General features: G+C 38.9%; 11 protein-coding genes. 6 read left to right on the top strand and 5 right to left on the bottom strand.

Annotation, left to right across the window (positions count from 1 at the left end; translation table 11 throughout):
* Positions 1-496: 496 nt before the first annotated feature.
* From FTU34_RS09705 to uvrB, 4 genes are all read right to left on the bottom strand, one after another.
* Positions 497-2,173: a hypothetical protein gene (locus FTU34_RS09705; protein ID WP_180035632.1), complete on the bottom strand. Its 1,677-nt coding sequence runs from the start codon at positions 2,171-2,173 to the stop codon at positions 497-499.
* A gap of 218 nt (positions 2,174-2,391) precedes the next feature.
* Positions 2,392-3,324: an EamA family transporter RarD gene (gene rarD, locus FTU34_RS09710; RefSeq protein WP_180035631.1), complete on the bottom strand. Its 933-nt coding sequence runs from the start codon at positions 3,322-3,324 to the stop codon at positions 2,392-2,394.
* Between the two features lie 127 nt (positions 3,325-3,451).
* A complete protein-coding gene (locus FTU34_RS09715) occupies positions 3,452-4,048 on the bottom strand; it encodes a lipocalin family protein (protein WP_180035630.1) in 597 nt (198 codons plus the stop codon).
* Positions 4,049-4,202: 154 nt separating this feature from the next.
* Positions 4,203-6,224: an excinuclease ABC subunit UvrB gene (uvrB, locus tag FTU34_RS09720; RefSeq protein ID WP_180035629.1), complete on the bottom strand. Its 2,022-nt coding sequence runs from the start codon at positions 6,222-6,224 to the stop codon at positions 4,203-4,205.
* 299 nt (positions 6,225-6,523) lie between these two features.
* Here uvrB and FTU34_RS09725 point away from each other — a divergent pair, with 299 nt between their 5' ends.
* Both FTU34_RS09725 and FTU34_RS09730 read left to right on the top strand, forming a co-directional pair.
* Entirely contained in the window at positions 6,524-7,312 is a 789-nt protein-coding gene (locus tag FTU34_RS09725; RefSeq protein WP_180035628.1) for a hypothetical protein, read from the top strand.
* A gap of 195 nt (positions 7,313-7,507) precedes the next feature.
* A complete protein-coding gene (locus FTU34_RS09730; RefSeq protein ID WP_180035640.1) occupies positions 7,508-8,965 on the top strand; it encodes a sensor domain-containing diguanylate cyclase in 1,458 nt (485 codons plus the stop codon).
* Positions 8,966-9,025: 60 nt separating this feature from the next.
* Here the strand turns inward: FTU34_RS09730 and FTU34_RS09735 are convergent, their stop codons facing one another.
* Entirely contained in the window at positions 9,026-9,205 is a 180-nt protein-coding gene (locus FTU34_RS09735) for a hypothetical protein (RefSeq protein WP_078190224.1), read from the bottom strand.
* A 442-nt stretch (positions 9,206-9,647) separates the two neighbouring features.
* Here FTU34_RS09735 and FTU34_RS09740 point away from each other — a divergent pair, with 442 nt between their 5' ends.
* From FTU34_RS09740 to FTU34_RS09750, 4 genes are all read left to right on the top strand, one after another.
* Complete coding sequence (locus FTU34_RS09740) at positions 9,648-10,706, top strand: OmpW family protein (RefSeq protein WP_180035627.1); 1,059 nt, start codon at positions 9,648-9,650, stop codon at positions 10,704-10,706.
* 244 nt (positions 10,707-10,950) lie between these two features.
* The gene (locus FTU34_RS09745; protein ID WP_180023436.1) at positions 10,951-12,162 is read left to right on the top strand and encodes an MFS transporter; all 1,212 of its coding nucleotides are present in this window, start codon (positions 10,951-10,953) and stop codon (positions 12,160-12,162) included.
* Positions 12,155-12,289 (top strand): hypothetical protein, encoded by a 135-nt coding sequence (locus tag FTU34_RS17875; RefSeq protein ID WP_257221407.1) that lies wholly within the window; start codon positions 12,155-12,157, stop codon positions 12,287-12,289. Before FTU34_RS09745 ends, FTU34_RS17875 begins: the two co-directional genes overlap by 8 nt.
* Before the next feature lie 221 nt (positions 12,290-12,510).
* Entirely contained in the window at positions 12,511-13,467 is a 957-nt protein-coding gene (locus FTU34_RS09750; RefSeq protein WP_180035626.1) for a TauD/TfdA family dioxygenase, read from the top strand.
* Positions 13,468-13,569: the final 102 nt, after the last annotated feature.

Raw genomic sequence — 13,569 nt, forward strand, 5'->3', positions numbered from 1 at the left:
ACTGTCTGCTAGGGACAGCTGCCCTGTTTGTTTCCATGCCATGTCGGTGTCTTTTGTTATGTGGTTGATTATAAAGCATTATATCATTTTAACGAACTTTTGTGTATCTGTTCGTGCAAAGGTTTCTCGTAATAATAATTTCACATTTTTAAATGATTTTTAAGACTATTCGACGGAATCTTACATCTAAAGTTTGAATAAAGGGTTTAGCCTTCAGTCGGAGGTACTCTTACGAAACGTTGTTTCTCATTTGGCAAAATGAGAAGCGTGCTTCATAAGGAAACCATCTTGCGGAGCAATGCTCCTCACCGCAAAACTCGTTCACTACCGTCAATTTATTCAAAGTATCGCAAAAACATTTTTTATTAGAAGTAACCTTGTCTTAGACAATTGCGGATAACATTACCGCGTATCGTTCTTTTATTTGGATCAAATTACGCCTCTAATGTTACTGCCTAACATTAGTTTTAAAATCAGATCAATATTTAAAATTCTGTTAATTTTTCAGATTCTCAGCAAACTTTTCCAGATTAAAATCAAAGAAATTTACACTCAGCTCTAATACTTTCGGTAGTGCATTTAAACCATTCTCTCCAGCACTAATCGCAAAATATCTCCGATCACTAAAAGACTGCACCTTTAAGGCATTTTCACATGACTCAAAATCAAGATTGACGAGCTGTGGCGCATGTTCCTTTAGCAACATTAAAACCTGCATATAAGTCTGGCGCTTTTTTTGCTGTTGCGCTTTTAAAGTATCTGCTTCAAGGCTTTCATACTCCCCTGTTTTCGTCATGCGTTTGGAAAATCCAACATGCGCGCCATGGGCACCCGTATTTTCTACAATTAAGTCTTTAGCAAAGATCTTCTGTTGATCCTCGTTCGGCTGCAAGAGCGCTTTCAACGCCGTATGAATTTGCTGTGACTGCTGATGATGTAACTCCCAATCATCTTCGTTTTGAACATGAAAAATGTGCGTACGCCGTTTCAACAAAAGCACCTGCCAAGCCTGTAGTTGAAGTCGCAGTCGCTTCAACTCCAAACTTGCCTCAAACTTAGGGCAACTACTCAAGACGTTTAGACTCGTGATGAGCTTCTGAGATATTTGCATGCTATGGAAAAAGGCAAAATCATGCTGTATCTGCTCACTCAGTTTATATTGAACAGTCTGATGTAAGGGCTTCAAGATCAATGTATTGAACTGCTGCTCAAAAGCAGGTAAAACCGTCGCTAATTGAGTAGCATCCTCTACATGCAGCATTAAAAGTAGATGCTTATCTACCCGTGTATGTAGTTGCTGCATTAAATTTTGTAGATCTAAATGTATAAAACCTGCAATGGATGCCAACTTTGAGACTAGAAATTTTAATTGTTCGATCTGCTGATTTTCTAAAGCAGTATTTAAATCTATGGCCACCCCATTAAAAATTTCGTCTGCTAAGGCATCATTATGCTTTGTCGATAAAAATCGAGTTGCTGAATACTGCGTCGTCCAATCTAAATCAGGCGACAAAATATAAATAAACTCAGATGTTTGTACAATTTGTAAATATCGCGTTTTTTGTTCACGCTTTAAATAATATTTAAAAATCGGATGTTGCCAAACCTCAGATGATTTCGGGATAGAAGCATCAAAAACTTGCCCTAACATATGTGACTTTAAGAAAATTTCGATCAAGAAAATTTTAACTTGCAGAGCAGTGAGTTGCCGTGCATCACTCGGCGCAATCAAATCCATTTCACGAATGATTTGTGCGGCATTTAAAATGAAATGCTGATGTAATACATTTTTTTCATACTGTAATTCAAAATCTTCTTCTGCATCTATTTTATTGATATAGAGTAGGTTTTCTTCTAATTTTCGCGCAATTTGAATACTCTGGGTCAATATCCTAAGTTCTTCGAGCTGTGTTGCCAAATACTGTGCATGCTCACGCATGGCATCATATTTTAGTACTTTCATCAGCATGCCCAAATTCATCGGTACATCGCTTTGATACGACTGTGATGAAGACTCCCAACGAATACCTTTTTGCGATAACACCTGCTGTATCTGTGCTAAATTGTATTGATCAAGATCAGTGCATACTTCAGATACAATACTCCGCCAATGCTGATCCAACACAGGCTCTAGCTGTAAAAGTTTAGCGCTTTGATGAAATGGGACAACCACTGACTGCTTCCTGTATCTTGGTTCTTTAATCAACCTTTTATCGATTTCAGTTTATTTTTATCTAAAATAAATATTTTTGTACACCATCATTCAATACTGTTCTTCCTAAACAATGAATTGAATCATGGCGTGTTTTAGTTTTCTAAGTTTAAGATTTTCTTAAAAAACAGCAAGTGTTAATTGTGAACTGATCAATTTATCGTACCAGCATTTTCAGTCTAAGAATCGATTCGATCATTTAACGCTTTTACATTTTTTGCTAGCGCACGTTCATTTTGCTTTTGTTTAAACAGATGCAAGACACCTTCTATCACCAATAACAATACCGCCCCCCAAATTGGAATATAGGTCAGCCATTCTTCGGCTTCTACTCGCTCCCCCAATGCGATGGATGCAAAAGCTAACAACACGGGTTCTAAATAACTCAACAAACCAAAAATCACAAATGGCAAATAACGACTAGCCAACATATAGCTGCCTAAGCCAAGCGCACTCAGAAAACCCAGTCCTAAAACCGCCAAAATCAGATACGGGAATAACGACATCAGCGCTAAACTATCGCTATGAATAAATCCTAAATAAAAGGCTACAGGCAAAATTAAGCAAAGATCCCACCAAAAACCACCCAAATGATCGGTTTTAAAGGTACGACGTAAAAAGAAATAAATTGGATAAGCCACAGCGACATAGACAGTTTCCCACGCGATACTGCCAATACGCCAAATTTCGTGGCCAACACCTAAAATTGCCAGTGCCACGGCAGCCATCTGCCATTTAGACAGCTTTTCTTTATACAGTACACATCCAACTAGAACCATCACTAAGGGCAAGAGAAAATACCCTAAAGATACTTCTAGCCCTCGGCCATTAATTGGTCCCCACAAAAACAACCAAAGCTGTGTAGTACATAAAAATGAACTAATGATTAACCAAATGAGAAAGATCGGTCGCTTGACCACACGCCAAAAAATTTCACTGACTTTGTTTAAATCTTTCATCCACCACATAAATAAGGTTAAAAATGGCAAGGTCGCCAACATGCGCCATGCAAAAGTTTGCTCGCTATCTAGAGGTTTTAAAAAGATGGTAAAGAAATACAAAATACCGAAAGTGACCGATGCCAATACAGACAATGCAACGCCTTTATACATCTTTCACTCCAGTCCAAATGACTACATAATCTTGATATTTTGCTTGATCAATCAAGCTTTTCGCATGGACATTCTAGCAAATAAAAAACCATGCACAGGCATGGTTTTTTAGCATTTGTTCAATTATTTAGGTTTTAGGTTTCACTGTTTGCTTGGTATGAATAATATCTGATAAATCATAACCAACAGATTGCGCATAATTTAGATATTCCTGAATCACTTCCTGATCTGGATGAGCCGAACGAGAAAGCACCCACATATATTTACGACGTGGCTCACCTACCAAAACTGTCTGATAGTCTTCATCGGCTTTGAGTACCCAATAATCACCACGCCCCACAGGCAACCAACGAATGGCTTCTGGTAAGAAACTAACTTTTAATTTCGAGTTAAACGGTGCATTTTGTACAAATGCCTCGCCTATTGATTGCTTCTTGGTACCATCTTTAGATACACAGCGATTATTGACATTAATGTTGCCATTTTCATTTAGCGTGTAAACCGCAATCACATCACGGTCACAGCTTTTTTGAAAAACCATAGGCTTACGAGCTACTTCATACCACATACCTAAATAACGATCGAGCTCGACTTTTTCCACAGTCTGTAACGGTTTCGTCTGTGCATAGGCCATTGTGGCTACACCCAAACCAATTAACACTGCTGCACCAAGTGCAATTTTTGCGAGTTTAAAACCAGCTTTCGGAAGATTCGTTGTTGTCATTTTTATGCCTCATTTCGCTGCAAAATTATCGATAAAATAAAGTAGATTCTTTTCTCGTGATTTTACTCTAGCCGAAAAAATTGCTCTAAAAATCATTTTCTTGTCTGAATTATGTATGTCATTCAAACAATATTCCGCATCTTGTCTAACAAAATTATGAAATCATCTGTGCTTTTAAACGCAAGATTTCATCGCGTAATCGAGCGGCTTGTTCGAACTGTAAATCCTTAGACGCTTTTAGCATTTCTTTTTCCAACTTATTCATATGTTTTGCCAAAAGTTTTGGATCCGACATCAAATGACGCTCATCTGCAGTTAATGCCTTGGCCTGATCTGAAATTTTTTCATCGATTTCATCATCTGTCAGCACTTCACCAGTATCAATATCATTGACATTTTGGCGTACAGCACTACGTGGTGTAATGCCATGTTCAAGATTAAAGGCGATTTGTAAATTACGACGCCGATCCGTTTCATCAATGGCTTTTTGCATTGAGTCAGTCATACGATCTGCATATAAAATCGCTTTACCGTTTAAGTTACGCGCTGCACGACCAATGGTTTGAATCAAAGAGCGCTCAGAACGCAAGAAGCCTTCTTTGTCTGCATCTAAAATGGCGACTAGAGACACTTCTGGCATATCTAAGCCTTCGCGCAGTAAGTTAATCCCAACAATTGCATCGTATACACCTGAACGCAATTCATGAATAATTTTAGTGCGCTCAACAGTGTCAATATCTGAATGTAAATAAGCGACTTTAATGCCATATTCTTTCAAATATGAAGTTAAATCTTCTGCCATACGTTTGGTTAATGTCGTAACCAATACACGCTCATTTAAGTTTTTACGATTATTAATTTCTGACAATACATCATCCACTTGCGTTAACACTGGACGAATTTCAATTTCAGGGTCGACCAAACCTGTGGGTCGAACCACTTGCTCAACGACTTGTTCAGACTTTTCCATTTCATAATGTGCAGGCGTTGCACTGACATAAATGGTCGAAGGAATAATCCGCTCCCATTCTTCAAATTTCATTGGGCGGTTATCAAGCGCACTTGGTAAACGAAAACCGTAATTGACCAAATTTTCTTTACGTGAACGGTCACCTTTATACATAGCCCCAATTTGCGGAACGGTAACGTGCGATTCATCAATGATTAATAAAGCATCATCAGGTACATAATCAAACAAAGTCGGAGGTGCTTCACCAGAAGGACGGCCAGACAAGTGGCGTGAATAGTTTTCAATACCGTTGGTATAGCCAAGCTGCTGCATCATCTCTAAATCATACCGTGTACGTTGTTCGATACGCTGTGCTTCGAGTAATTTATCATTTGCACGAAAGAATCCTAGTCGTTCTGCGAGTTCTTCACGAATCGTTCCAATTGCACGCTGTAAATTATCTTTAGGTGTTACATAATGGCTTTTTGGGTAAATCGTAATACGTGGCACTTTACGGACCATTCTGCCCGTCAATGGATCAAACCATCGAACTGAATCAACTTCATCATCAAATAATTCTATTCGAATGGCATTTTGATCAGATTCAGCAGGAAAAATATCAATAATTTCACCACGAATACGGTATGTGCCCCGTAAAAATTCGAGTTCATTTCGGGTGTATTGCATTTCCACCAAACGACGGATGATATCATCACGGCTAATACGGTCTCCTTCCACGATATGCAGAAGCATACTCATATAAGCATTGGGATCACCCAGACCATAAATAGCTGAAACTGACGCTACGATAATTGCATCACGTCGCTCTAGTAATGCCCGTGTTGCCGAAAGACGCATTTGGTCGATATGATCATTAATCGATGAATCTTTTTCAATAAAAGTATCTGAAGATGGAACATAGGCTTCGGGTTGATAATAGTCATAATAACTGACGAAGTATTCCACGGCATTATGCGGAAAGAAGGCTTTAAACTCGCCATAAAGCTGCGCAGCTAAAGTTTTATTATGCGCCATAATAATCGTTGGACGTTGCGTGCGTGCTATCACATTTGCCATGGTATAGGTTTTACCTGAACCTGTTACCCCTAAGAGCAACTGATCATGCATTCCTTTTTCAATCCCCTTCACCAATTTCTCAATCGCTTGAGGCTGATCACCTGCCGGCTGATATTGTGTTACCAGTTCAAAAGGCTGTTCCTGCATCACACTCTTCTTCAATTCAACAGTTTTATATGGCTTTATTATGAGGGCAAAGTTGCACAAAACAACGCTAAATTTATGTAAATACCAGAGGCGTGTACAGACTGTAAAATTATAATTCAACATAACCCCATAGATTTTTCTCATGTTTGAAAAATAATTCGCCTTATTTCGCATGTTTTTCTTGAGGAAACTCTTGGCTCTAAAAAAACTCAGGAATAAAGCGTTCATTTATCCCTTATTGATACTTGACCTATGTAAATTTCACCTGCAACATGAACAAAAGGACGCCACAGATCAAACTTATGACTTACCAATATCATGACGAAAGTATTGTTAAAAACCTACCCGAAGATACTATTTTTGTTTTTGGCAGCAATATGGCAGGTCAACATACTGGCGGTGCAGCGCGTATAGCCCTAGAGCATTTTGGTGCAATGAATGGTATTGGTCGTGGATGGGCTGGTCAAAGTTTTGCTATTCCAACAATGAATGAGCATTTACAACAAATGCCATTGTCTCAGATTCAACATTATGTTGATGATTTTAAAATCTATACCAAGAATCATCCGAAGACCAAATATTTCATTACTTCGATTGGCTGTGGTGTCGCTGGCTATAAAGTTGAAGAAATTGCTCCCATGTTTAAGGGGATTTCCAGAAATGTTATTTTTCCAATTTCATTCCGTCCTTTCGTTGAAAAAGCTTTACCTAAACTTACTTCGAAACTTCTACATACAATTTTTCAAGACTCGGTAATTTTTGCACCTTCGGCAGATGAATTGGTTGATGTTCTGGCCTTAACAGATAATGAAAAAAGTCTTGCGAAAATTGTGCTGAATACCCAAATGTACCCGACAGATAGCAATGGTCGTGACCGTATTTTTGAAATTGAAGATATTTTGCATGCCCTGAATGGGAAAATATTCGAGTTTCAAAGCAACTCAGAAGGCCCAATGATGTTTGGCGGCGTCATTTTAGCCCTACTTGAACTGTACAATATTAATGAAAAAGATTTTATTGATGTTTGGAAAGCTGAACGTGAAATCGCTGCACCAAAGCCTGAAAATAAAGCTCGTAAAGCCAGCCGCTAAAGACTATTTTCACCACATTTCCCCCCAAAAAGCCAATGTCCATATTGGCTTTTTTTCTACGGTTGACTAATGATTTTTAGCGACTTAAGTCACATTAAAAATAAAATTTATTTCACATATCACATTATTTTAATATCATTTTTTTCGTCCTATACTACTTGCTGTAATTATCATAAAGAATGACGAGCACATAAAATAGACATGCTAGATTTTCCTTTTTTTGAGCTATCCCCCATTGCCATGTGGCTTGAAGATTACAGTGAAGTCAAAAAACAATTTGATCTCTGGCGTCAGCAAGGTGTGCAGGATCTCGCTACTTTTCTTCAACAAGATGAATCACGTATTCTGCAATGTGCGAGAAAAATAAAACTCTTACTGGTCAACGCAAAAACGTTGGAACTTTATCAAGCACATGACTTTGAACATTTATGTCAAAACCTGAATTTAGTTTTTCAGGCCGAGATGTGTCAAACACACATTAGAGAATTGGTTGCATTGTGGAATGGTGAAACACATTTTTCCCATTCTGCCGTGAACTATACGCTTAATGGACAACGCCTAGACATTCAACTCAAGGGCATCGTGCTACCGAGTCATGAGCAGGATTTATCTGCCGTCTTAATAACGACTGAAGATATCACCTCTTATACTGAAGCTTGCCGTTTACAAGAACAAAGTCGTCATTTGGCAGAAGCGCGTTTTCATTATTCTCCGACCTCACTTTGGGTCGAAGATTTTAGCCGGATTAAAATCAAATTAGATCAGCTACGCGCTTTAGAAATCGAAGACTTTGTGACTTTTTTGGATGTTCATCCCGATTTTGTACAAGAGTGCATTAAAGAAATACTGATCGTTGACGTCAATCAAGCCACGCTTGATTTATTTGGTGCCCCGAACAAAGAAATATTGCTCAAAAATGTACATAAAGTGTTTGCCAAAGAAATGCTGCAAACCTTTAAAGAACAGTTGATTGAACTTTGGAATGGCAATCTACATCATCAACGTGAAGCCGTAAATTATGCACTTGATGGCAGTATTCGCCACGTCTTGCTGCAATTTACCGTATTTCCCGATTATCTCGATGACTGGAGCACCGTGCAGGTTGCGCTGACTGATATTACCGCACGTAAAAAGGCTGAAAATTATCTTGAATATTTAGGTAAGCATGACGTTCTGACCGAGCTCTATAACCGTTCATTTTATATCGCAGAACTCAATCGTCTCGAACGCAATCAATTAAGTCCTGTTTCTTGTATTTTTATGGATTTAAATGGACTAAAAGAACTCAATGACAGTATTGGGCACGATGCTGGTGACAGTATACTCAGACGTTTGGGCAACATTTTAAACCAACTTATTCAGCACACCCCCTATTCTGCTTCACGCATTGGCGGTGATGAATTTGTCATACTTTTACCGGGTGCTGATGATGCAGCACTGCAAAACTGTTTACAAAGTTTGAATGAGTTGTTATTGGTCGATAACCAATTTTATTCTAATCAACCGATGAGTATATCGATTGGTTCAGCCACCAATATCTTGAATGAGCGAATGGAAGATATGCTTAAACGTGCAGATCTGGACATGTATCGTCAGAAGAAAAAGTATTATCTAAATAAAGACCGTAGAATTCAGTCTGAAATACGCAATTAACATCAATAATTTGCAATAAAAAAGCCATGGTTTTAATCATGGCTTTTTTATTTAAATCTCTTAACGCTTACCCATCGAACGACGTGTACCGCGTGGTGGCATCCAAGTACGGTCAGCATAACGCTGAGGTTTTGGACGCATATCTTCAAAGATTTCATCCGAAGCATTATCTTCAGCTTTTTTAATCGGAAAAGGCAAATTAACTAAAGCCTTTTTCTTGGGAGGGTTTTGCGTACTCATACGAATAACTCAATTGAATCTGGTGCTATTGTACAAAAAAAAATGGTTTTGGTGTAAAAGGCTTTAAGAGATTAAACACGATTAACATATAACGACTCAACGATGACCTATGACTTATATCTGTAGAGGACAACAAAAACAAAAAGTTGCTTTGAATATGGTCGTTTTAAACTATTTTATTGACCCAAACAAATAAATTCACTGTCATTTATGTCAATAAATATTGAATATTTACAAATAGATATAAGCATTTCTAAATTTCAAAAATGTTCTTTTTTTTACACAAATACCTCATTAAAACCTTCAAACAATACAAATCATCAAGAATGTTACAGGACTATTACCTTTACTCTTGTTTTCTATAACATTTTTTACGCACTAATTTTGAATAATGGGCACTTAGAAAAATTATTATCAATTTACGGACATGGAGTCCTTTAAAATGAAAAAAAGTGTATTGTGCATTGCTGCTTCTATGGCTGCTCTACCTATGCTCAGTCATGCAGACTCACCATATTTTAGTTTAAAAGATGGCGATGGCTTCAAACGTTTTTCTGTCTCTGTTGGTGCTTTACATGTTATGCCACAAGGTAAAGCGCAGCCATTTCGTGTAAATACTGCCATCAATGAAGGCTATGAGGCAGAAGTTGGTGATGTTAAAACACAAACAGTAAAAGACAATATTCGAGAAGGATACAAAGTCCCTCCGCTGCTAGCAGGTGCCCTAAACCTTTTGGACACAGTTCCTGCTTCAATGAGTGGTAAAGCCACCATTTCAGGACTTGAACAATGGGACAATCCAGGGACCGGTCTTGAAGCAGACGACGTCACCACGCTTGGGATCATGACCAACTATTTCTTCACTGACAATGTATCACTAGAAATGAAAGCGGGTATTCCGCCAAAAGTTGATTTACAAGGCTCAGGGAAAATTTATGCACCATTTTCTGCCATTGCAAAACCACTAGGCGGTGCACTGGGAAATCTTGAACTTGAAAATGATATTTTCATTACCGACTTAGGCGCACATGGTGCAGCAGCTTCTGCACGTGCATGGACTCCGGCTGCTGAAATCCAATATCACTTTGGTAAAACTGGCGTCAATAAATTCCGTCCCTATGTGGGTCTAGGCGTGATGTATGCCTACTTCAATGAATTGGAAATGAATCCACAAATTGAGAAAGATTTGATTGCCGCAGGTCACATGATTGCCAACATTAAAGAAGGTAATGCAGGCGCCTCTTTGGAAGGAAAACCAAGTAAGGCAAACCCAAAAGTTGATTTAGAGGCAACTGATGTATTTGCTCCGGTTGCGACGGTGGGCTTCACCTATGATTTCAATGATAAATGGTTTGCTGTTGGTTCTGTCAGCTATGCACACCTTCAAAATGAAACCACCATTACCGTTACAGATGCGACACACGGCGAACTGATCAAATCTAAAGCCGATATTGAAGTAAATCCAATTCTTGCGTATGCAGGTATCGGTATGCGTTTCTAATTAATAACCTGAATATAAAAAAGACGGCTACAGCCGTCTTTTTTATTAGGCTATATATGGTCTTTTATTTTGAATTATCTTTTCAATCTCATTTAGACACTTTTGAATTTCTGCTGAGGCAATTTCCTTTATTCATCCATAGTTATCTATAAAAAAAATTTATTGTTTGGTGAATTAAATTTAATCGCAACTCTGCGTTTATTCGAATACCATTGGATTAAATTTAAAGAATGTAGCCTGCTGTATGTCTGATACTCGTTTCTCAAAGCCCCTGATTTACATGCTCATTGGCAGTGCTATTATTTTGGCATTGTCTTTAGGGGTGCGTCATGCATTTGGCCTCTATCTCGTGCCGATGAGTGATGAATTCGGTTGGGGACATAACGTATTTAGCCTTGCCATTGCCATGCAAAACTTAATTTGGGGTGCTGTACAGCCAATTACTGGGGCTTTTGCAGATAAATATGGCAGTAAGATCGTGGTCGCCGTCGGTGGTGCATTATATGCCCTCGGGCTATTACTCATGGCCATCAGCTCTACCGGTTTACTGCTTAATTTAAGCGCAGGTTTAATCCTAGGTTTGGCTCTCTCGGCCACATCCTTTCCAGTATTACTCTCGGCCGTAGGACGTGCAGCGCATCCAGACAAACGTAGTTTAGCCATGGGTATTGCCAGTGCCGCAGGTTCTTTTGGTCAGTTCATTATGCTGCCCTCTACATTACTGCTACTGCAAAAATTTGGTTGGTCTTCGGCTTTGGTGGTCAGCGCCATTTTAATTGCGCTTATTATTCCTTTAGCTTGGATGCTAAAAGCACCAATGTATGTTGCACCAAATGCAACTAATACGCATGAAGCCTCTCTGACTTTTAAACAAATTTTGCAATTGGCTTGGGAGCATAAACCCTTTTGGTTTCTAGCACTCGGTTTCTTTGTCTGTGGCTTCCAAGTGGTGTTTATTGGCATCCATCTTCCGGGATATTTAATCGATCATGGCTTTAATGCCACTACGGGCACTATTTTCCTAGCGCTCGTTGGACTGTTTAATATTGTCGGCACCTACACAGCAGGTTGGCTTGGTGGCAAATATTCCAAACCAAAGCTGTTAATGGGACTTTATGGTTTACGTGGCATTGCCATTATTGCCTTTCTTTTGCTGCCTTTAAGCACATGGACAATCTATGCTTTTGGCGTCATTATGGGTCTATTATGGCTTTCTACCGTACCACTCACCAACGGTATTGTGGCCAATATGTTTGGCGTTAAATATCTCAGTATGCTCAGTGGTATAGTGTTCTTTACTCACCAAGTCGGTTCATTTTTTGGTGGCTGGTTGGGTGGTGTGAACCACGATATGACCGGTAACTATAATGCCATTTGGATTTTTTCGATTGTCCTGAGTATTTTTGGGGTATTGGTTCATTTCATGGTTAATGAGGAAAGTGTCATTCATGACTAATTCAACATTATGGTTCCGACTCAGTATTGCTATCAGTATTCTGGCCTTGTTAGCCTTATCCATCGGCTTATGGAGCCAAACACCTGAATTATTTGAATACTTTAACCAAGCGTTTTGTGCGCATTAAAAACGTATTGAAATCTTAATTCAGACCCAAACTGCTGTTTTATCAACACTACAACAGCAGTTTTTTAGCTATATTCTACACGATTCAATAAAAGCTGCATTTTCAGCATATTAGTATTAATAATACGTTTTTTCATAAACTTAGCTTATTTTTTAATTTTCCAACCTGTGCTTTCTTCCATAGATTAAGTCTCAATAAAGAACAATTTGAGAACTTATGAAATGACCGCATTAACTCAACTTTCACAAGCCATCCATGATGCTCCGCGTTGGCATCAAGCAGAACATTTTCAAGATGGCAATGAAATTCGTATTGAAGTGCAACATGACCAAGCTTTGGGGGCTGTGGTTTATGGTTTAGATGCGCGTAAAGCACAGTCTGGGGAAACCATCTACCGTTTAAAACAAGCGCTGGCAGAACACTTGATTTTAATTTTTAAACATCAAAGTCTAGATGATTTACAGTATCTCGCGTTTGCAAGCTACTTCGGTTCAATCTTCCGTCCCGGTGCAGATATTCCAGTGTTAGCGTCACAAGATGATACCGGTACACCACCAGACGTGGTACCCGTTTCAAATGCAGTCGGCAAAGGTGACTATACTGGACATGGTGAATTGGCTGCGCATGCAGACCATCAGTGGACTCCGCTGCCATCTTTTGGTTCATTACTCTATGCCATTGAACTGCCACAAGACGGTGGACAAACCTCATGGTATAACACCATTAAAGCCTATGAAGCTTTAGATGAAGCGACACAAAAACATTTAGACCAACTTCAACTCATTACCTATAACCCATTTGTCCGTGCCAAAAATAATAAAGGCACAACGGGATATGGCACTACACCGCTTTACCGTTTCAAAGACCAACCGATTGTTGGACATGCCTATCCACATCCACTTGTACGTACCCATCCAGAAAGTGGCCGTAAAGGTCTGTGGTTAAATGAACGATCTGAAGTGGAATTGGTTCACTACGATGATCAGTCAGGCAGTGAATTGATTGCATCTTTACGTGAACATTTATTGAAACCTGAGTTTCGATATGAACATCAATGGGAAGAAGGTGACATTGTATTTTGGGATAACCAAGCCACTTTACACTCACGCCGCCCTTTCCCTTCAGACCAACGTCGCTTATTAAAGCGAATTAGCCTAGCAGGAGGACGACCATACTAATGTTGAACTTCATGCCAACAATAAAAAATAAATAACCCTGTAAATCCGTGTTTGAGCAATAACCCCAAATAATTAAAATCTGAAAACAATAAGAACACTGCT

Source organism: Acinetobacter sp. YH12094 (assembly GCF_013419295.1).
In the GTDB taxonomy this organism is placed as follows: Bacteria; Pseudomonadota; Gammaproteobacteria; order Pseudomonadales; family Moraxellaceae; genus Acinetobacter; species Acinetobacter amyesii.